The 18,382-nt window shown below is 56.3% G+C and carries 20 protein-coding genes; 13 read left to right on the top strand and 7 right to left on the bottom strand.

Annotation, left to right across the window (positions count from 1 at the left end; all coding sequences use genetic code 11):
- The 4 genes from WC683_14345 to WC683_14330 form a co-directional block, all read left to right on the top strand.
- The coding region (locus tag WC683_14345; GenBank protein MFA4973788.1) for an AIR synthase-related protein at nt 1–497 on the top strand (497 nt) is incomplete at its 5' end.
- A 13-nt stretch (nt 498–510) separates the two neighbouring features.
- Nucleotides 511–1,920 (top strand): amidophosphoribosyltransferase, encoded by a 1,410-nt coding sequence (gene purF, locus WC683_14340; GenBank protein ID MFA4973787.1) that lies wholly within the window; start codon nt 511–513, stop codon nt 1,918–1,920.
- 181 nt (nt 1,921–2,101) lie between these two features.
- The gene (locus WC683_14335) at nt 2,102–3,211 is read left to right on the top strand and encodes a hypothetical protein (protein MFA4973786.1); all 1,110 of its coding nucleotides are present in this window, start codon (nt 2,102–2,104) and stop codon (nt 3,209–3,211) included.
- A gap of 226 nt (nt 3,212–3,437) precedes the next feature.
- Nucleotides 3,438–4,061 (top strand): hypothetical protein, encoded by a 624-nt coding sequence (locus WC683_14330; GenBank protein MFA4973785.1) that lies wholly within the window; start codon nt 3,438–3,440, stop codon nt 4,059–4,061.
- Nucleotides 4,062–4,159: 98 nt separating this feature from the next.
- Here the strand turns inward: WC683_14330 and WC683_14325 are convergent, their stop codons facing one another.
- The gene (locus WC683_14325) at nt 4,160–4,732 is read right to left on the bottom strand and encodes an ORF6N domain-containing protein (protein ID MFA4973784.1); all 573 of its coding nucleotides are present in this window, start codon (nt 4,730–4,732) and stop codon (nt 4,160–4,162) included.
- Nucleotides 4,733–5,446: 714 nt separating this feature from the next.
- Here WC683_14325 and WC683_14320 point away from each other — a divergent pair.
- The 6 genes from WC683_14320 to WC683_14295 all read left to right on the top strand — a co-directional run bounded on the left by WC683_14320 (nt 5,447) and on the right by WC683_14295 (nt 10,287).
- Nucleotides 5,447–5,950: a hypothetical protein gene (locus tag WC683_14320; GenBank protein ID MFA4973783.1), complete on the top strand. Its 504-nt coding sequence runs from the start codon at nt 5,447–5,449 to the stop codon at nt 5,948–5,950.
- Between the two features lie 431 nt (nt 5,951–6,381).
- Complete coding sequence (locus WC683_14315; protein MFA4973782.1) at nt 6,382–6,750, top strand: hypothetical protein; 369 nt, start codon at nt 6,382–6,384, stop codon at nt 6,748–6,750.
- Nucleotides 6,751–6,951: 201 nt separating this feature from the next.
- Nucleotides 6,952–7,656, top strand: a complete 705-nt coding sequence (locus tag WC683_14310; protein ID MFA4973781.1) for a hypothetical protein — start codon at nt 6,952–6,954, stop codon at nt 7,654–7,656.
- A 117-nt stretch (nt 7,657–7,773) separates the two neighbouring features.
- The gene (locus tag WC683_14305; GenBank protein ID MFA4973780.1) at nt 7,774–8,235 is read left to right on the top strand and encodes a 4Fe-4S binding protein; all 462 of its coding nucleotides are present in this window, start codon (nt 7,774–7,776) and stop codon (nt 8,233–8,235) included.
- A 105-nt stretch (nt 8,236–8,340) separates the two neighbouring features.
- Nucleotides 8,341–9,117, top strand: a complete 777-nt coding sequence (locus tag WC683_14300) for an alpha/beta fold hydrolase (GenBank protein MFA4973779.1) — start codon at nt 8,341–8,343, stop codon at nt 9,115–9,117.
- A 147-nt stretch (nt 9,118–9,264) separates the two neighbouring features.
- Complete coding sequence (locus WC683_14295; GenBank protein MFA4973778.1) at nt 9,265–10,287, top strand: hypothetical protein; 1,023 nt, start codon at nt 9,265–9,267, stop codon at nt 10,285–10,287.
- 18 nt (nt 10,288–10,305) lie between these two features.
- Here the strand turns inward: WC683_14295 and WC683_14290 are convergent, their stop codons facing one another.
- Nucleotides 10,306–11,223: a hypothetical protein gene (locus tag WC683_14290; protein ID MFA4973777.1), complete on the bottom strand. Its 918-nt coding sequence runs from the start codon at nt 11,221–11,223 to the stop codon at nt 10,306–10,308.
- 162 nt (nt 11,224–11,385) lie between these two features.
- Here WC683_14290 and WC683_14285 point away from each other — a divergent pair, with 162 nt between their 5' ends.
- Nucleotides 11,386–11,751 carry a DMT family protein gene (locus tag WC683_14285; GenBank protein MFA4973776.1) on the top strand — a complete coding sequence of 122 codons (366 nt, stop codon included), beginning with the start codon at nt 11,386–11,388 and terminating at the stop codon, nt 11,749–11,751.
- Between the two features lie 60 nt (nt 11,752–11,811).
- Here WC683_14285 and WC683_14280 read toward each other — a convergent pair whose 3' ends face one another.
- The 3 genes from WC683_14280 to WC683_14270 all read right to left on the bottom strand — a co-directional run bounded on the left by WC683_14280 (nt 11,812) and on the right by WC683_14270 (nt 14,426).
- Nucleotides 11,812–12,960, bottom strand: a complete 1,149-nt coding sequence (locus WC683_14280) for a DUF4215 domain-containing protein (protein MFA4973775.1) — start codon at nt 12,958–12,960, stop codon at nt 11,812–11,814.
- Nucleotides 12,961–13,048: 88 nt separating this feature from the next.
- The gene (locus WC683_14275) at nt 13,049–13,714 is read right to left on the bottom strand and encodes a hypothetical protein (protein ID MFA4973774.1); all 666 of its coding nucleotides are present in this window, start codon (nt 13,712–13,714) and stop codon (nt 13,049–13,051) included.
- The gene (locus WC683_14270) at nt 13,704–14,426 is read right to left on the bottom strand and encodes a hypothetical protein (protein ID MFA4973773.1); all 723 of its coding nucleotides are present in this window, start codon (nt 14,424–14,426) and stop codon (nt 13,704–13,706) included. Before WC683_14270 ends, WC683_14275 begins: the two co-directional genes overlap by 11 nt.
- A 148-nt stretch (nt 14,427–14,574) precedes the next feature.
- Here WC683_14270 and WC683_14265 point away from each other — a divergent pair, with 148 nt between their 5' ends.
- Nucleotides 14,575–16,239: a hypothetical protein gene (locus tag WC683_14265; protein MFA4973772.1), complete on the top strand. Its 1,665-nt coding sequence runs from the start codon at nt 14,575–14,577 to the stop codon at nt 16,237–16,239.
- 56 nt (nt 16,240–16,295) lie between these two features.
- Nucleotides 16,296–16,634 (top strand): hypothetical protein, encoded by a 339-nt coding sequence (locus WC683_14260; protein MFA4973771.1) that lies wholly within the window; start codon nt 16,296–16,298, stop codon nt 16,632–16,634.
- Nucleotides 16,635–16,684: 50 nt separating this feature from the next.
- On the opposite strand, the gene WC683_14255 is transcribed toward WC683_14260, so the two are convergent.
- Both WC683_14255 and WC683_14250 read right to left on the bottom strand, forming a co-directional pair.
- The gene (locus WC683_14255) at nt 16,685–17,959 is read right to left on the bottom strand and encodes an MFS transporter (GenBank protein ID MFA4973770.1); all 1,275 of its coding nucleotides are present in this window, start codon (nt 17,957–17,959) and stop codon (nt 16,685–16,687) included.
- Nucleotides 17,946–18,382: glucose-6-phosphate isomerase (locus WC683_14250; GenBank protein ID MFA4973769.1), on the bottom strand; the 437-nt coding region annotated here is incomplete at its 5' end. The genes WC683_14250 and WC683_14255, both read right to left, overlap by 14 nt.

Below are 18,382 nucleotides of genomic sequence, written 5' to 3'. Positions count from 1 at the left end.
TCGTGCTGCTCGGCTGGCACGAGCCGGACCTGGGCGGCAGCGAGTATCTCAAGGCCATGCACAACAAGGTCGCGGGCAGGCCGCCGCAGCTGGATTTTGCGAGGGAGAAGTCGGTGCAGAACGCGGTTCGCACGCTGATCAAACGCGGCCTTGCGAAATCCGCGCACGACCTGTCGGAGGGCGGCATCGCGGCTGCGCTGGCCGAGTGCTCCATCTCCGGCAAGAGGGGGATGCTGGGTGCTGCGGTCGATCTGGATTCAAAGGCGCGGCCCGACGTCCTGCTATTCGGCGAGAGCGCCGCGACCATCATAGTCTCGTGCAGCCCGAAAGACCTCGACGCGGTCATCTCGATATCAAAGGAGTTGGGCGCGCCTGCCAAGAGGATCGGCAGGGTCGGCGGAAGGATGCTCGAGATCAAGGGCCTCCTCTCAGTGGAGGTCCAGCAGCTCCATAGGAAGTGGTCCACGGCCCTCGAGAATCTCGTCGGCATGAAGTGACGGGGTAATATCCATGTGCGGAATAGTCGGAGTGCACAATCATAGCGAGGCGTCGAACATCGCCTATCTCTCGCTCTACGCGCAGCAGCATCGCGGTCAGGAGAGCGCAGGCATAGTCTCGAGCCGGAAGGGCGTATTCCTCCAGCACAAAGCGATGGGGCACGTCGCCGACTGCTTCAGCCGCGCCGTCATAGCCGAGCTCGCCGGATCCTCGGCCATAGGCCACGTGCGCTATTCCACTGCCGGCGGCTCGCACATCGAGAACGCGCAGCCCTTTGTCGTGAACACGGCCGAGGGGAACCTCGCGATCGCGCACAACGGCAATCTCACCAACGCCCTCGCCCTCCGAAAAGAGCTCGAGCAGCAGGGTTCCATCTTCCAGTCGACGATGGACAGCGAGGTGATCATGCACCTCATCGCCCGCGAGCGCGAGGGTTCGCTCGTCGAGCGGATCTCGCGAGCCCTGCGCAGGGTCGAGGGCGCGTACTCCCTGGTCTTCCTCGCGGACGACGCCATGATCGCGGCGCGCGACCCCTGGGGCTTCAGGCCCCTGGTCCTGGGCCAGCTGGGCGAGTCGTACATCGCGGCCTCCGAGACCTGCGCGCTGGACCTCATCGACGCGACCTATCTCCGCGAGATAGAGCCGGGCGAGATCGTCCTCTTCGAGAACGGCGGCATGCGTTCCTACAAGGGCGCACTCAACGGAGAGGGGAAGAAGAAGCAGCACTGCATATTCGAATACATCTACTTCGCGAGGCCGGACAGCCACGTATTCGACCGCGACGTGTACCCGATCCGCAAGGGCTTTGGTGTGCAGCTTGCGAAGGAGCACCCGGTGGAGGCGGATATGGTGGTCCCGGTGCCCGACTCCGGCGTGCCAGCGGCCATCGGATACTCCCAGGAATCCGGCATCCCGTTCGAGATGGGGCTGATACGCAACCACTACGTGGGCCGCACCTTCATCGAGCCCAAGAGCGAGATCCGCCACTTCGGCGTGCGCATCAAACTCAATCCCGTGCGCGAGATCATCAAGGACAAACGTGTGATCGTGATCGACGACTCGATAGTGCGCGGGACCACGAGCATGAAGATCGTGAAGATGATACGCAGGGCAGGGGCGAAAGAGGTGCACGTTCGCATCTCCAGCCCCCCGACCGCGTGGCCCTGTTTCTACGGCATCGACACCCCCACCCGCAAGGAGCTGATCGCCGCGAGCCAGACGATCGAGGAGATACGCGAGTTCATCACCGCGGACTCGCTGGGCTATCTTTCGCACGACGGGCTCTACTGGTTCGACAAGAAGGGGAGACGCGAGTGGTTCTGCGACGCCTGTTTCACCGGCAAATATCCGGTGGCGCTCACCGACAACCCGGAGATAGAGAAGGCGGCCCGGGAGTTCATAAACCGCAAAATAATCCAATAAGTTGATTTATAAGGCTAATTTAACCGTAGGCGTTTGTTCGCCCGCGGTTTTTTTGACGCAACTTTATCGGCCGGGGGTCGATAAGTGTGTGGTGCCGATGCTGCATGGCGATGGCGCCGTGCGTCTGGACTGGGAGAAATGGAAAACAGATAACTGAAAACTGAGAACTGATTACGAAAACATGATCAACATATCACAAATTCGCAAACTCCTTGGTATCGCGTTGCTCCTCATCGCGCTCAGCGCATGCTCCGAGGGCGGCTCATTCGTCGTGTATCAGACGGAGGTGTTCGACGAGACCGCGGTGACCGAGAGCGCGAGCAAGACGATAGTGATAGGCAACAGCTCGAACGATGAGGAGCAGCACATGCGCGCGATAGGTTTCGATCGCGGCTCCAACTCCGCCGGCCACTTCCGCATAGACGGGATCACGGTCGGAGGACAGGCGGTCGGGACCGCGGACGTCGTGATCCCGCCCGGCAGCTCCATGCAGGTGAGCGTCACGTACGCGCCCATGAACCTCGAGCCCTCCCAGGCCGCTTACGGCGGCTGGGTCACGGGAGACAACGAACGCTGGATCCCCAAGAATCCCGACGAAGTGGGAGAGGAAGAGGAGGGCGTGATCTATCATCGCGCCATACTCGAGGCGGTGTACGACTATCCGCGCGAGGGGATATTCTACGTCGAGGTCGTGGGCGAGGCGATAGAGGGTCCCAACGGCGAGGAGGAGGCGGGCGGCGCCTTCGCCACCTGCACTCCTGGCAGCGGCACCGCGTGCTACACCGGCGGCTTTGCGCTGGACATCCCGGATCTGGCGCCGGGGGGGCCGAAGGATCTGGAGATCACTGGTCCCATAAGGTTCACGATCTCGGGCGGCGACGTCACCCTTCGCATGGACGACTTCCCATACGCGATAATGTATCTGCGCTCCGAGGAGATCCCGCAGTTGCCCTCGGGTGTTACCGCCACGATGATCATCAGCGGGGCCCAGGGGGTGGAGGCCAAGGGGACCTTTGACGGCACCCGCATCGATCTCGACGGGGTCGGCTTCCGCATCCGCGTGGCGCTGGGCGAACTGACCGCGGATCAGGCGAGGCAAGGGGTCTCGGCCATGGTCGACTTCGTGCTCTCCGATCTTGCGATCGAGACGGTGAAACCGCTCGCGCAGGGAATGATCACCATGAAACTCGAGACCACGATTCCCGAAAACCCGTCAGGCAACGAGCTGTTCGATCAATTCCTCTCCGGCGCATCCGTCATCGCGGTCATGGAAGGCGAACTGGCTTTCTGATTATCAATAGAAGACACTCCGCAGTTCAATAGGTGACATACCGCAGTTCAACAGGGGACAGTCCGCGGCGGGCTGAGGATAATCTGTGATACCTTAGCGGCCTGTCCCCGGTGTTAAGACTGTTTGCGCGAAGTTCGCAGGCGGGGCGGCACTCAACACCCTTGTGTTAATTTCTAGATGTTATAGACGTGCCTCCAAGCAGGGATCATTATAATAGGGAGGCAATGTGGGTAAAAGTATCGTTCGAATTATAACTGCAGCATCATTGTTGATTATTTTTTCTGCCCCCGCTTTTGCGGTTGCGCCGAAACCGAGCACAAGGGTGTATGAAGGCCCCTCCTCTGTCCCTGCGCAAATTGAGGATGTAACGTATGTGACGGGAATCCCGGAGATCGATGTTCAGAAGTATACTCAATATGCGCAATACAATGGGATGCTGGACTTAGGGACGACCGAGGCAATCTTCTATAAGACTCGCATCGATCAGAAGGATGGAAAGGGGACCGAGAGCGTCGAGATGTTCAAGATACCCTATTCTGCGATCAAGGAGCTGTACTTTGGCTATGACGCGGTTTTCAAGGCGGCAAACGACACCCTTCCCACCGCCCTGAACACGATCTATGACCGGGGCGGCTGGCCTCTGTTCAGCGCCCGCTCTCTCCCTCTTCATATGTATATGAAGAAGAGGGCGGTTTCTCCGATAATCGTCATTTATGAGAGGGGCAAGAATCCGACCTCTATCGTCTTCATGGCTCCTGACGGCCCGGCCAAGACGATCTATTTGTTGCTTGGCAAACAAGCCGGCCTCAAAGTTAAAGAACCGAAGACTACGAATGAAGTGCAAAAATAGGGGGCAGTCCGCACTAAATAGGGGACAGTCCGCGGCAGACTGAGGACACATGTGATACATTAGCGGCCTGTCCCCGGTGTTAGGATCCGAAGCTGATTTTACCAAATAAACCCTACCTTCTTCCTCTTCTTCGGCCCCGGCGACATGAGTTTTCTTATCGCCTGAAATATCGAGATAACGGCTTTGTCGTGGATGGCCAGCCTTTGTTCAATATCACCTATCTTTTTTGCCAGCTCTTCATTTCTGTAGATTATCTCGCGGAGCCTGATGAAGGCCCTGACGACATAGACGCTCATATCCACAGCCCTCATTGACTTCAGGATATTTGCAAGCATCACGGCTCCGTGCTCCGTAAATACATTGGGTAACACTGTAGAATGCTTAAGGTTTTTGAACCGGTCGCAATTTGCGACCAGTTCGGACCACTCTTCACTCGTCAGCTTGAACATGAAATCTGCTGGAAAACGTCCCTGGTTCCGCTTTACCTGTTCATTGAGTCGTTTGGTTGTCACACCATACAGGTATGCAAGATCGGCATCGAGCATCACCCTTTGGCCCCTGATGACAAGGATGCGATTCTCGATTCCCGGCGTCAGATCCGATGCGATCGGTTGCAGTTCTGTGTTGCAGGACGGTATTTCGTTGTCATGTTTGAATGGTTTTCGGGTCATGAAGAATCTGAAATGCAATCCTTAGGCCAGATAAAAGCCCTTGAAAATCAGGGGGGCGCTGATCGGCAGGTGCAGCGTTTCGCAGCACCACTGCATCATTTTCGGCACCAAAGCTTAAAGTCACAAATTGTGACTTTAAGTTGGAACAGCCCGCTAATCCGAAGTCCGCAGACGGGGCGCGGTTCGGTAACGCTGCGCCTGAAGGGGCGTGATGTGGCGAGAGCTCCGTTCGCACGATTTTGTAGCGGTCTCGTATCGCCTCACCTCATGAACTCGCCCGCGAAAGCCAAAAGACGGTCTTACGAAATTGATGAGGGCATTTCGCGGGCTCAAACAACATGAGGTGTCGCGCGAAATTGGTTCTACTCAGGCGCGACCGGCGATCCTTCGCCGACAAAATCGGCTCACTGCGCTAGCCACATCACGCCCCTCCAGGCTCCGCTTCTAAGGCCACCAGGCAGAGAAGTCCCGAAAACGCTGCTAAATCCAGATGGGAGTCCTCCTTCCTGCCTGACATGTGGTGTATTTGAACCCCTTTCCCCCTCCCTTGATGGGAGGGGTTAGGGGGAGGGTGACCCCGCTGGCTGTCCTGTATTCCCTTGCTCTCTAATATAAATTCTGCAAGTTTCCTCACAGCGTCGCGTGCAAGGTGTGTGGGGGATAGCGAAGGACAGAGACGTAGTTAAGTGTCGTGTCCTCGGATGTTCAATTTTAATGAAATACGACATGGATTATGGATTAGAAAACATGAGGAGTGCACTTATGAAACTATTAAACCTTCTTTCAATTTTGATTATCTTCATTTGTTGCGTGTCATGTAATCATGTTGTCAAAATAGATAAACAAGATTTAGATTGGAATAAGCCAATTGAGTGTAATTACCAAGAAGGACATGACATTGGGAATGAATCTATAGAGACGAATTCTAAATTTATTTTTAAGAATGTACACAATTCAACCAAGCTGACATGGTTGTTTTATGATTTGATGACCGGATCACCAAAGTTTTCGTCCGCTGGTGATTCAGATGTTGTTAGTGTTAATTCAGTTAAAGGATCTTATATCGAAGGTGTATCAATACAGATCCCACAGAGAAATGGTAATAATAGTTTTGTAATCTGGCAGGATGGAGCGTCGTTTTGGAATAAAATTAATGACATATTTGGGATGAAAGCCTCTCAGCAATATTTAGGTGTGTGTAATAATGTTACGAACTAGCCCCCCGTAAACCCCCGTCACGGAGCAAAAGGGGGGCGGGGGATTGAGTTGCTGACACATTGTGCAAGCGATTGGAGCAAAGGATGAAAAGACATCACAAGATGATACTGACGATCGGTTTTCTATTGGCCATGCTCAGCATGCTGGCCTTCATAATTCTCACCTCGTAGTGTCAACAGGAAGCCACTTCCTACTGTCAGCAAATACGTCAATAGGAAGCCACTTCCTGCTGCACAATTTCTGGTCACCCCTGCAGCGATTCGCAGCACCCTGATTACTGCAGCATCGTCGGGTGTTCCGTAAATTCGTCGATATTTCAGCCTGCTCTCCTCTTATCCACAACATCCTCTGATAGGCATGCTGTTTGCATAAGCCAGGATGCATATGCCGTTGACAGGCGAAGGCGCGCCGCATAGAGACGAGGAGGTTGCATGTTGAAGAAAAAGGCTAGGGCGAAGGAGGCCAGAGTGGACACGCCTGTTGAAGAGTTGAACCAGAAAGAGACGCTGATGCACTATAATGCTGTCTTGATTGAAGATCAGAATTCAAAGTTCCGACTTGTGCTCGAGCGAATGGATGTACTGACAACTGAAGTCAGAGAGAACAGCAGGGACATGAAAGCGCTGAGAACATCGCATGATGAGTCCAACATGCGGCTTTCAAATTTGGAACTTGTTTTTCGCGGCCTCAAGGACGACATTCTGGATATGGAGCGCCGAATTTGCTCCAAGATCAACCGCATCACCGAACGCTGCGAAAAGCACGATTGCCGCCTGACCGCACTGGAAGCCAATCAGTAGATCCGTACCTAACCTGCTTCCGTACGGTTCGTTAGGTGACAGGTTCAAACCACTACGAAGTGGTTTCCTATTGGCAGGCTACATGCTAACTTATTGAACTAATTGATTAAAATTACCAGTCTTTCCTTCCGACATAAAAATTTGCACCAGGCCGCGCGAAAATGCGCTATGAGAGTCCGCATCTGCAAAGGAGGCCATGCTATGGGCGACTCGATGAAGAACAAGATAAGGGCGGATGTGAACGAGACGGTGGTCAGGGCCCTGAATCGGTACTATTTCGGAAAACACTCCTATACATTTACGATCCCCTGTGGCTCGGAGATCCTGGACCGGTACGAAGGCACCTCCACGCTGGACGGCTGCACGAAGATAGCGCACGGGAGCAATCTGGAGGCGAGGGACCTCTTCGTCCATTATATATTCAGTGAAGGGATCGTCCCCCAGAGCATGCGCTCGCAGCTGACAGAGCCGAGCGGTTGTTACTTCAAGCATCCATGTATCATGAAGCGCTCCCAGGATATCATGGTCGGCCTGCCGTTCATCAAGTGGATCTTGCAGAGGGACGGGCTGAAAGTTCACGGAAAGGCGGTGACGGAGAGCACTGAGAATTACTATTGCAGCCCTGGCAATCTGACCTGGCTCAAGTCAGCGTTCTATTATGCGAGCGACGTTTCGGGCAGCAATGAAGCATACAGGCGATATACAAACGGCGACAAGATCAATGCGTATTCTGTATTCTATGACTTTCTCTCCTCGATCGTAAAGAGGATCGAGGACAAGATCGGGTCTGACCCGGATTTCAAGCCTGTGAAAGCCGCCATAGTGATCAGGTCGGAATACGAGGACACGCCTGAGAATATGTATGAGGCTCCCATAATGAATCCCTGTCGATTCAAGCCTCAATGAGATTCTTTAATTACAAGCGATAATAAAGGCAGAGAAAGGATCCGTTTCCCGAGTTGTAAGTAACCGATTGTATTCAATTTCGTTTTGGCATCTAATCCTGTCATGACCAGACGTTCTATGATTCGCTCAGTATTGTGGCTCCTTGTGCCGATAACAATAATTGCGGGACAGTGGTATCCGCTGCTCGGCTTTATTGTGCCAATCGTCATGGTTTCGGCGCTCTTCACGAGCTTCTATAAACGAGGCCGGTATTTCTGCGGCACCTTTTGTCCGCGCGGGGCGTTTTATGACAAGATCGTCACTCATATCAGCCCCAACGCAAGAATACCGCTATGGTTCCGCAACAAAGTGTTCAGGTGGTCGATCGTCGTCCTCTTGATGGGCTTCATGATCTATCAGATAAGTCTGGATCCGGGTAATGTCTATCACTGGGGCCGGGTGTTTGTGCGGATCTGTCTCATAACCACCGCGCTTGGAATCGTCCTGGCCCTTTTCGTCCATCCCAGGACCTGGTGTTCTTTCTGCCCGATGGGGACTTTGCAGAGCACCATCGGGAGAAACAGAAAACCCAAACATTAGAAAAGGGAGAAAAGACGCCGTTTCCCGGTGAGTACAGGGAGAGCTATCGAGCGCAGGGGAAGATCGAAGCCAACGACCGACGGTAAGCGGTTTCGTGGAGAACAGGTGCCATACATAAGGTCAAACGGGATCAGGCTTTACTATGAGACGTGCGGCCGCGGGCCGCAGATGCTCCTGATCCACGGGTTGGGCAACGACTTGCGCGAATGGCAGCCGCTGACCCGGCGCCTCAAGGGCGACTTCACGCTCATATCATGCGACATGCGGGGCTCCGGCAGGAGCGATAAGCCTGGCGGTCCGTATACCATGGAGGTCATGGCCGATGATGTCGCAGGACTCCTGGAAAGGGTTGCAGAACCTCCGGTCGATATCGTCGGATTTTCGATGGGCGGATGCGTGGCGCTTGAGCTGGCGCTGGGTCGCCCGGAGCTCGTGAGAAGGCTCGTGCTCGTGTCGACAATTCCCTCGTGGCACGGGCCATATCCCCCATCCGAGAAGGTGAAGACCCTCTTTCGCAGGACCGATGTGAGCGAGGCGCTCCTGATCGAGGTCTATGAGACCATCTTCGGCGCAAGATATCGGGACACGGTGTCGCCGAAGGAATATGTTGCTGAGAGGATGAGCGACGAGTTTCCTCAGCCGGTCGAGGCGTACCTGGGCCAGCTCGCCGCGCTGGAATCCTTCGATGTGCGCGACCGCGTGAACGCAATATCCGCCGAGACGCTCGTGGTGGTCGGCGCCGAGGACAGGGTGCTGCCTCCAGAGAACTCGCGCTGGCTTGCAGAGAAGATCCCGAGCACGCATCTCGAAACCATAGAGGCCGCGGGCCACATGATTCCTATAGAGGCGCCCGACGAACTGGCGGCGCTCATAACCCAATAGGGGTCGCTCCCCGGTCTGTAACCCTTGAGATTTTAAGGAAGAAAAAACGAGTGGGCCTGCGCCTCGGTCCATTAAGAAAGCGCGCAACAAAGTATCCTCTCCTGTCGACAACCTCCATGAGCGCGCTTGAGAAAAGCGCGACAAAACATGATCACTCCTTCCGTTACAACCGGCCTTGCCGCCCCGGCGGCGATCGCCCATGCGCATGAGGCGGTCTTCGGACCTGCTGCGGGAATTGTGTCGCCCGCTCTTTCGGCTGCATCCGCCTATTCGCAGGCGCCCGTTGCCCCGTCTTTCGCATGCCCGGCCGGCCCGGTTCCCTCCTTGGTCTTTGGCGCATTGCAGCGCGCAAGGCGGGCTATTCAGCTCAATGCGGAGATGGATGCGCTGGCGGCCGACATCGAGCAAAGGGGAGGGTATTCGCCGAAGTCGATGATGCCGAAGGTCTTGGAAGCGGCACAGGAGTTCAATCGCGGCGATATCGTGTGGCAGACGCTCTATGAGCCTGCGTCGAGTATCCTCCCCGGACTCTACGAATATCGCATAGCTCAGGAGGGGGCGGAATATCTTGCCAATCTGTATCCGAGGAGGCGGCCGTTTTTCGTAACGCCGGAAGTCAGAGGGGCGCTGGTCCATGTCCGGGATCTTCACAAAGAGGCGGTCGAGGCCCTCGAGCCGGGAAAGGGATGGAAGCTGCATCTGAACTTCGATTACAAGAACGCCCGGGTACTATCGAAGATCATGGGTGTCCTGGGAAGGCTCGCATTGCGGGGAATCATCGAAATCTTCAAGATAGGCAACGGCGGCGGCGCCAGGTGCGGGGCCCCCGGCAAAGAGGCCACGGTCTATGTCGGACACGGCTATAGCGCGAAGAGGGTTGCAGAATTTTTGGACCGCAGTATTTCCCATCTCCTCGTGCCGCCCACAGGGGACGCGCTCGTCGACGATATCCTGATGACGCCGATGATCGCGGCGCGATTCGACCTGAGCAATTCGTACTGCTTCGACTTCAACCAGTACGGATGGCACGGGGTTTCCTTTGTCAGGGGCGACGCCAGGACTGACTCGCGACAGAACAACGAAGATGCGAGGGCCTTCGCGCATGCGATCCTCGTGGCAAGGTTCGGCGAGTTCTTCACCGACGGCTTCGAGGGCTCGATCCGCCCGTAACTATATCTTTGCGGGAATTCAGGGGGCGCTAACGGGCGCAGGATTTGAACATTCGGGGTAGCACTCGTCCTCGAACACCTCGATCTCGGCCGCTGTGCGGTAGGCACGCTCGAAGTTCTGGATCGCGATGTCCAAAATATCTCTCTTCGAATCGCTTTCCCTCGTATCCTCGATTTCCGCGCGAAGCCCCGATATGATTTTTTGAAGCTTGTCCTGGTCGACGGGCTCGAACATGTGAGGCCAGCTGCCGCATGCCTCGCCAATCTCTATCGCCTCTCCTATTGAGTCGTTGAGCATGTCGGGGCTATAATTATAACAAACTTGGGCGATCTCTCCTGCGAGCGGACCTGAATTCATGGCGGGAATAAAGTAGTAAAGATAGACAGGATCTTCTATCGCGATCTTGATCAGATCATCCTTGAGACTGAGATAACAATTTTCTGCACCAAAGTTTTTCGCGGAGAGGTAGACTTCAGCTCCGCTCAGTGTCGAGGGGAAGAGCGGTTCGGGTTCGTTATCTTGATTGTAGGTGAATCTGTCTCTGATATCTTCGACCGTCGAATCCGAAACGCCGTGGTTTTCGTAACAGGCGAGGATGTCCTCAAATTCCTCTGATGCGTCGGAGTGCTCGTATTTGCGCACAGCTTTGGAACCGGCAGGCACCAGCTTCTGCTCCATCCGCCAGGCCTTGCCCGAAGGCTCCATGTAGAGGCTCCACTTGTGATTATAAAAACCCCACCGTGCCCAGGTTGGCATGTTCTCAGGGCAGACGTATGCTGAACCCGTGTCAGAGACGAGGAGGGCGACGGTTTCGCCGTACTCGTCTTCCCACAGGTCTGTGCCCCCGCAACCCTCATCCACGAGCGTATCCAGGTCATAGGGGATGCTGTACCTTGCCACGACTTCTATGGGTCTTTGCCGGATTGTCTCATCCATTGTCAGTCCTCCGTATAATTATACGGCGTATATGCAGTTGCCTGGTTGTTTGCAATAGAAAAGAACTCAAGAGGGGTCAGTCCCCGGTTTGTAACCTGCTGAAAAACCTTGAATTTTCTGCAGGCGTCGACTATGCATCCGCGCATTTGAGAGGAGAACTCTATGCGTGCGATGCCGGTCCTTATGCTGGTGTTATCCAATGTCTTCATGACCTATGCCTGGTACGGGCATCTCAAGGACATGAGGGGAAGGGCGCTCATGCTGGCGATTCTGGTCAGCTGGGGCGTGGCCTTCTTCGAGTATTGCCTTCAGGTCCCGGCCAACAGGATCGGGTATCAGTTTTACTCGCTCGGTCAGCTCAAGGTGATCCAGGAGGTCATCACTATGGGGGTGTTCGGGCTCTTCTGCATCTTCTACATGAAGGAGCCGCTCAAGCTCGATTACCTGTGGGCCTGCCTCTGCCTCATCGGCGCTTCCTATTTCATGTTCCGCGGCGTCGGCGCCACGCCGATCATGGAATTGAATTAGGGACATAAAAAAGGAGGCGGAATTGATCCGCCTCCCTTTCATACCGGTAAATAAAACGACCTATCTGCGAATCAGGCTGCAACCGCCTCCGGCTGGGGAAGACTCATCGGGTGTGATGTCTCCGGCCGGGATCTCTTCGACCGGGGCCTCTTCGGCGGCTGCTTCCTGGACGCAGTTCTTGTCGCATCCGTCTTCATCGGTCAGGTTCCCGTCGTCGCACTGCTCAGTGCCGTTGTTGTTCACCGAGCCGTCGCCGCAGAATTCGACCTGGCACGTTGCGCTGCACCCATCGCCGCCCGCCGCGTTGGCGTCATCGCACAGCTCGTCGCCGTTGTTGTTGACCACGCCGTCGCCGCAGATCTCGATTTTGCACGTTGGGCTGCAGCCGTCGTTGTCCTTCGTGTTTCCGTCGTCGCACTGTTCATTCGTATTGTTGATTATCTGGTCGCCGCAGAATTCGATTTGGCAAGTAGAGTTGCATCCGTCACCGTTGTCCATATTTCCGTCATCACATCCTTCCCCGCAAGATGCATCATCAAGATTGCCGTCGCCGCATGTGGAACCGCTGCCCGTGCACAGGCCCGCGTCATCGCATTGATCGGTTGGGGAACAGGTGCTCTGATCGTCGCAGGAAAAGCCGGCAGCTTCAAATTGGCAGTCGTCGTCGGTGCAGCAATCGCCTTCGACCGAGGGGCCAAAATCGCATTGTTCTGTAAGTTCGACAACCGAATTGCCGCAAGTGGCTTTGGTTTCATCTTCGATAATGGTCAGCTTTGCGGTTGAGGGGCTTCCCAGTACATCGGGATTTTCTAAGTCTTCTTCCGTCGGATTTGACAGAGCCAAATTGACTATCTCATCTTCTTCATAATCATTGTCATTAATGATCGGAATCGTTACGATTTGAATAGGGATCCAAGCTTCGAAGACCACTGTTGTTGTATATTCAGTATAATCGCTGCCTGCAGTGGCTGTGCCGTCGCTTGTCGCAAACTCAACGGTTACTTTTTTTGCGAGACTTTCTGCCTTTTCTGTGAGTGTACCCTCGGGGACGCGCACAATTATGATCGTGGCAGTACCGCCGTCTTCGTTCTGCTCGAATGTCTCAGAACTGAAATAAACCTTGTTCATTGCATGTGCTGCGAACAACGGAAGGGATGTTATTGCTGCGATCAGCATGCCTCCCAAAAACCATTTCTTAAGACCGAACATAGAAAACCTCCTTGTTGGGTATTCCTGGTTGTAGTTATCGAGCGCCGCAATCAACTCCGCTGTGACTATAATGTCAAGAATATAAGGGCTACCTTTTTGACGACTTCAGCTCCAGCACGGGGGAGCTGAAGAAGAGCGCCATGGCGCTGTTGTACATGCTGTTCCAGAAGAACGGGTCGCGGGGGTGAAAACAGGATATGAGGACCAGTCTTCCGCCGCGCTCCAGTCCCTTCGCAGCCTTGTCCCACAGCGCCATCATCGCCTCTGCATAAGGCTCCCGGCACATCCTTCGCTCCTTCAATGTGTCCCTGAACGGGATGGCATGCTGGACCTCGTCCAGCACATAGACATCCGCATCGCGCAGGGTGCGCGCTTTACTCGCCAGAGGAGCTAAATTGGATACGAATGAACCCGTGTGATCTAAACTCAGCACGGCTCTTTGTACGTTGAAGTAGGAGACGGTGCGCTCTTGCTTTATGAGTGCGCTGACGAGACGATTCTTGACGGTCGTGGTCTTGCCTATCTGCCTGTTGAGCTCCCAGTCCCGTTGGTATTGGCCGGATACGACGATGGCCGGGTTGTCCCGTAGGAGTTCCATCGCCATGGGCGCAAGCTCCCTTTGCGAAACCGGGAACAGCGCGCTGCCCAAATTGGGCAGCACAGGGCAGTACGGCACGAGGTGATTGGTCACGGTCGGCATCGAGGGCTCTTCGGCTGTGCGCCGCGAAAGTTGCGTAAAATCTTTATAGGCCATCCAGAGATCTTCTTACCCTCTCCCTGTTCGTGGCCAGCGCGTGCAGGCGGCCCGATGCGGGGAGCCGTTCGAAATAGCGGTCCCTCACCATCCTGGGGAGATAATGGCCCTCCTCGATCCTGAGCATCATGCGGATCCCTAAGTTATGGAGGCGCGAATGTGATTCTATCGCGCGCTCCATGAAGGCCTCGAACCAGGGTCTGCCGATCATCGCCCTCTGCTCGCTCGACGTGGAGAAACTCGCGCCCTGTATATATTCGAGGACCATCGCCTCGGGCAGACTCACGAAATCGGCGCACCCGAAGACCCTTCCTCCTGACGCGAATATGATGGTGGGAAAGACCGAGTGGTCGTCGAACCAATGTTCATCCACCGGATATATCCTGAACCTCTTGGCCGGCCTGTAGAGCGCATGGAAGAAATCGATCTCAGCGGAAAGGCGCTCTTTCACCTTGGCGGGGTCCTTGTAGTGTCTGATATGCTCATAGAGGATGCTGTCGAAATAAGGGGCGTTCCATTCGCTGCTGAGCCTCCCCAATTGCTGCACGAGCGGCAGAAGCTCTGGGACCATATTCAGGCCAACCATCTGTGCCTGGGAGCAAGCTTTGGTTATCTCCTGCTGCATGGCCGCGGGCTCAACCTTGGGCGGCGTGAGCAGGTGAAAGGGCGCGCTCTGAACCGGCAAAGGAGGATGTGCAGCCAGAGGCGTCATATGGGCCTTATTGCAGTCCTGGCCGTTTTTTTCAAGCCTTGATAGCGCCCGACAGGGTTGGTATGAGGGGGCTGTTTTTTTTAGCAACAAATCAGCCCGGTTGACGATAATCGGCTGACGCTATAGCGGCGTTGAGAAAGGGAATTTCATGCCGATGACATCGCGGGGCTTAAGCATAGGTCCGCTCCTGGCCAGGCCGGCGCTCGCCACCTTCGTAAACCAGATGGGGGCTGTGTTCGAAAATACGAGGGTGCTCTGTAACCGCGAGGTCCTGATGCCGGGTGCACTCGGCGCAGGGGGCGTCATATCCTATGAATCCTCGCACGGTTCTTTCAGGCCGCTCGTGGATGTCAAGGACACCTCATCCAAAGCCCTCGCCTTATATGAGCAGGCAGGCGGCGACCCGTTGAGCGACGCGGGATTCGTGGCTGAGGCGAATGAAATAGAGTCGATCTTCTTCATGAGCACCCGCAGTATCGCCGACGTGCTCAGGCGCGAATCCGCTTCAGTGCACAACAAGGCGGATTTCGATGCGATGATGAGGCGCGCGCAGATGCTCGAGGGCAGCAAGATGAGGGAGATCATAAACCCCGCGCCCCTGAGTCATAAAATCAAACCGATACGCCTGGGCGGCGGCTTCTTCACGGAAACGGCTCTGGACTCCGCTTTTGCCGCCACTCTCGCCTGGAATCCGGCGGACAGGGATCGATGCCGCGAGGCGGCCCGTCTCTCGTTCATCTCGGGCATCCTCTTTATGGTCGGCGATGAGTTCGACGCCAAGGAGGTCCTCTCCTCGTTCGTCTGCTCCGCCAATTACTACGTGGAAGGCGGGATGCACGTGGCGGCGGCGCTCGTCTCCGAGGTGGCCGCCCTCATCGAGGCGAATGCGGCGGATGCGTTTGAAACCCCGCAAAATACGGCCCGGAGAGCTATGAACTATTGGCTCAAGGCTGCGAAGAGTCTCGCCGCAAAGGATGGCGCCGGGCTTGCGGTGGCCCTGTACCGAGGCCTGCTCACGAGCCACATGGCAGGGGATGAGGCGATCGATCAGCGCAGGCAGCTGCTCATGCTCTCTGCCGGCGTGCACAACGCGGCCGGCCGGCACGAGGAGGCGGCGGAGGACTATCTCAGGATCACGATGGACCACATTACGAACTTCAAGGGGGATGCCAAATCGTGGGAGCGCATCGCGGACTCGATCAGGATGGCGATAGGGGCGTACGGAAGGGCGAAGGTCTCGAAAGATACGGCTCAATTGCTTGAGGAGCTCGAGGGCCTGGCCAGGATCGTGACTGCGCGGATACGCGAGGAGCTCGGGCCGCTGGACTCGAGGATAGAGAAAGACGATGATATTGAAGCGAGGTTGCAGAGGGCCAAGGCCAGGCTGGAGTTTGCGGATTTCAGGGGCGCGCTCTCGGACCTCAAGTGGGCGGCAATGGTCAATGGAGACGACGCCTGGCTCAAGGGTGAGATGGGGCACGTCTATCACTTCCTCGCCGACTACCATCTTCAGATCGGAAACGATGAGGCGGCGTTGGGATACCTTCGCAGCGCTATGTATTGCATGAGAGAGGCCATAAAGATGGCGGACGAGAGCGGGGAGGAGATAGCGGTGCTGCATGCGAGGATGGGGGCGCTGCTTGCGACCCTGGGGCAGTTCAAGGACTCCATAGCCGAGCTCGACAAGGCCAGGCGGATCGCCCCAAAGGACAGACGGATAAAGGAATATCTGGGGGCGGTGGTAGATCTCGGCAAACAGGCGGAGGAGGCGAGTAACGTGGTGAGCTTGAAGAAACAAGGGCAAGGGCATTGACGAGATTTTTCCCATGGGCGATAATCCGGCCCTGAACAATCAAAAAAGGGGGCCATATGATGCACGGTGAAGCGGGGATGTTGATCGCTGTTTCTATGCTGTCGCTGGTCGCGGGTTCGTTTCTCCTCATGAAGGTCTGCAAGGAGGAGGTCTGCTGCAAGCTCTTCTACAAGATAGTGGGCCATGCGGTGGTCATCATCTCGATCCTGCTCATCATCTGCGGCGGCTACTGGAAGATCGCGAAGATCGGCCATCGCGGTTGGGATCGCGGCATGGGCCCGATGGAGATGATGGGCGGCAAGGGGATGAATCCAGAGCAGATGAAGGAGATGATGAAGAACTGCCCCATGATGAAGATGATGGAGCAGATGCAGGAGAAGAAAAAGGGCGAATGACTCAGGTATCGGCGTGATCAACAATAAAAGGGCCCCCTCGGGGGCCCTTTTTATTTGGCTTTCTCGTCCTCCTCGTGGAGCGGGATCTTGAAGAGCAGAAGGATGGATGGGATGGCGGCGATAAAACCCAGTATGAAGAGGTTCGTGTAGCCCACCTTCTCCACTATTATCCCGCTGAACCCGCCTATGAACGTCGCCCCGATGCTCATTATGGCGGTCCCGATCGCGAAGTGCGCCGCCTTGTACTGCTGGCTGCAGAGCCTCATGAGGTAGACCATGAGTGCGGCGGTGCCCAGTCCTGCCGCGATGTTCTCGTAGCCGTGGACGGCCGCGATGAAGGCGAGTCCCAAGGGGTCCGCCGCGGACGGCTTGACCCATGCGAGCAGGACGTACGCCCAGATGTTCACGTTCATGAGCAGCGTGATCGGCCAGATGGCCCTGCGGAGCCCCACCCTCTTGATCCACCACGCGCCGAGCATCGCGCCGGCGATCGCGGTGACCGAGCCTATGACGCCGGCGATGAGCGAGAGCTGCGTCTTGGTGACGCCGAGCTCGCGCATGAGAAAGGGCGTGTTCATGGAGAAGAGGATCTCGTCGCCGAGCTTGTAGCTCGCCACGAAGATGAGGACCACGAGGATGCGATCCTGTTTCAGGTACGATGAGAACGAATCTATGAATTGGCGGGCGACCTCTTTTACCCGTATGCGCTTCTTAGCGCGCTCGACCTCGAAGCGGGGCAGGATCGCATTGTGGAGGATGAACAGGGCTAGCATGGTCGCCGCGCCCGCGCCGAAGCCCCAGACCCAGTTCGCGATGCCCGCGACGGCGACCAGCACGCTGCGCGCGTAGATGACCGCGATCCTGTAGGCCATTACGCGCAGACCCGAGTACGCCGCCTGGTCGCGCTTCTCGGTCAGCCCTTCGAGGTAGTATGCGTCGATCGCGACGTCGTTTGTCGCGGAGACGAACGCCAGCCCCACGAAGATGAAGGCTATGACGGAGAGCGCGGAAGTGGGTCCGCCCTTGGAGTAGAAGCCGGCGACCGCCGAGATCGCGAAGGTGAGCGCGGTGATGATGAGCTGGATGTTGAGCATCCAGCTGCGCTTGGTGCCGAATATGTCCAGGAAGGGCGCCCAGAGAAACTTGAGGTTCCAGGGTATCCCCAGGAAGTTGAGGAAGCCCAGGAGTGCCTCGCGCACCCCCATGTCTGTGAAGAAGACAGAGGACATGAAGCGCACGAGCATGTACGGGAGGCCCTCGGCGAAGTACGTGGAGGCGACCCAGGCCGTGGTGAGGAACGGTTTTTTTGTGTCATTCTTTTCCAAGTATCTCCCTGGTCAGCTTTTTCCCGAGCTCGACACCGGGCTGGTCGAACGGGTTCACGCCGTAGAGCGCGCCCGCGATCGCGGTGGCCGTCTCGTAGAGCATGAAGAACTCGCCCATGTGGCGCGCGTCCACCGCGGGGAAGGCGACCGTGAGGCTCGGCCGGCCCTGGCTCGCCAGTGCGCGCGTGGTCGCCGCCTGCTCGGCGCGCAGGATTTCTCCCATGTCCTTGCCGTTCAAATACTCGTATGCGCCGTCGGCCTCCGAGATGCGCGTGGCCGAATCGTCGGCAGAGAATTTCTCCACCCCCAGGAAGGTGAAGACCTTGTCCCTGGGCCCTTCCATGTAGAGCTGGACCTGCGAGTGCTGATCCGTCGCGCCCAGCGCCTTTATCGGCGTGGAGCCGCCGTCCTGTTTGCCAAGGC

It is taken from the genome of bacterium, from assembly GCA_041648665.1.
GTDB lineage: Bacteria > UBA10199 > UBA10199 > 2-02-FULL-44-16 > JAAZCA01 > JAFGMW01.
The sequence above is the reverse complement of the archived record's forward strand: the minus strand, read 5'-3'. Positions and strand labels throughout refer to the sequence as shown.

What these genes read in the sequence shown, in the direction of transcription:
- purF (MFA4973787.1), top strand. Translation starts at nt 511, where the DNA reads ATGTGCGGAATAGTCGGAGTGCACAATCATAGCGAGGCGTCGAACATC.
- WC683_14335 (MFA4973786.1), top strand. Translation starts at nt 2,102, where the DNA reads ATGATCAACATATCACAAATTCGCAAACTCCTTGGTATCGCGTTGCTC.
- WC683_14325 (MFA4973784.1), bottom strand. Translation starts at nt 4,732, where the DNA reads ATGACCCGAAAACCATTCAAACATGACAACGAAATACCGTCCTGCAAC.
- WC683_14320 (MFA4973783.1), top strand. Translation starts at nt 5,447, where the DNA reads ATGAAATACGACATGGATTATGGATTAGAAAACATGAGGAGTGCACTT.
- WC683_14315 (MFA4973782.1), top strand. Translation starts at nt 6,382, where the DNA reads ATGTTGAAGAAAAAGGCTAGGGCGAAGGAGGCCAGAGTGGACACGCCT.
- WC683_14310 (MFA4973781.1), top strand. Translation starts at nt 6,952, where the DNA reads ATGGGCGACTCGATGAAGAACAAGATAAGGGCGGATGTGAACGAGACG.
- WC683_14305 (MFA4973780.1), top strand. Translation starts at nt 7,774, where the DNA reads ATGATTCGCTCAGTATTGTGGCTCCTTGTGCCGATAACAATAATTGCG.
- WC683_14295 (MFA4973778.1), top strand. Translation starts at nt 9,265, where the DNA reads ATGATCACTCCTTCCGTTACAACCGGCCTTGCCGCCCCGGCGGCGATC.
- WC683_14290 (MFA4973777.1), bottom strand. Translation starts at nt 11,223, where the DNA reads ATGGATGAGACAATCCGGCAAAGACCCATAGAAGTCGTGGCAAGGTAC.
- WC683_14285 (MFA4973776.1), top strand. Translation starts at nt 11,386, where the DNA reads ATGCGTGCGATGCCGGTCCTTATGCTGGTGTTATCCAATGTCTTCATG.
- WC683_14280 (MFA4973775.1), bottom strand. Translation starts at nt 12,960, where the DNA reads ATGTTCGGTCTTAAGAAATGGTTTTTGGGAGGCATGCTGATCGCAGCA.
- WC683_14275 (MFA4973774.1), bottom strand. Translation starts at nt 13,714, where the DNA reads ATGGCCTATAAAGATTTTACGCAACTTTCGCGGCGCACAGCCGAAGAG.
- WC683_14270 (MFA4973773.1), bottom strand. Translation starts at nt 14,426, where the DNA reads ATGACGCCTCTGGCTGCACATCCTCCTTTGCCGGTTCAGAGCGCGCCC.
- WC683_14265 (MFA4973772.1), top strand. Translation starts at nt 14,575, where the DNA reads ATGCCGATGACATCGCGGGGCTTAAGCATAGGTCCGCTCCTGGCCAGG.
- WC683_14260 (MFA4973771.1), top strand. Translation starts at nt 16,296, where the DNA reads ATGATGCACGGTGAAGCGGGGATGTTGATCGCTGTTTCTATGCTGTCG.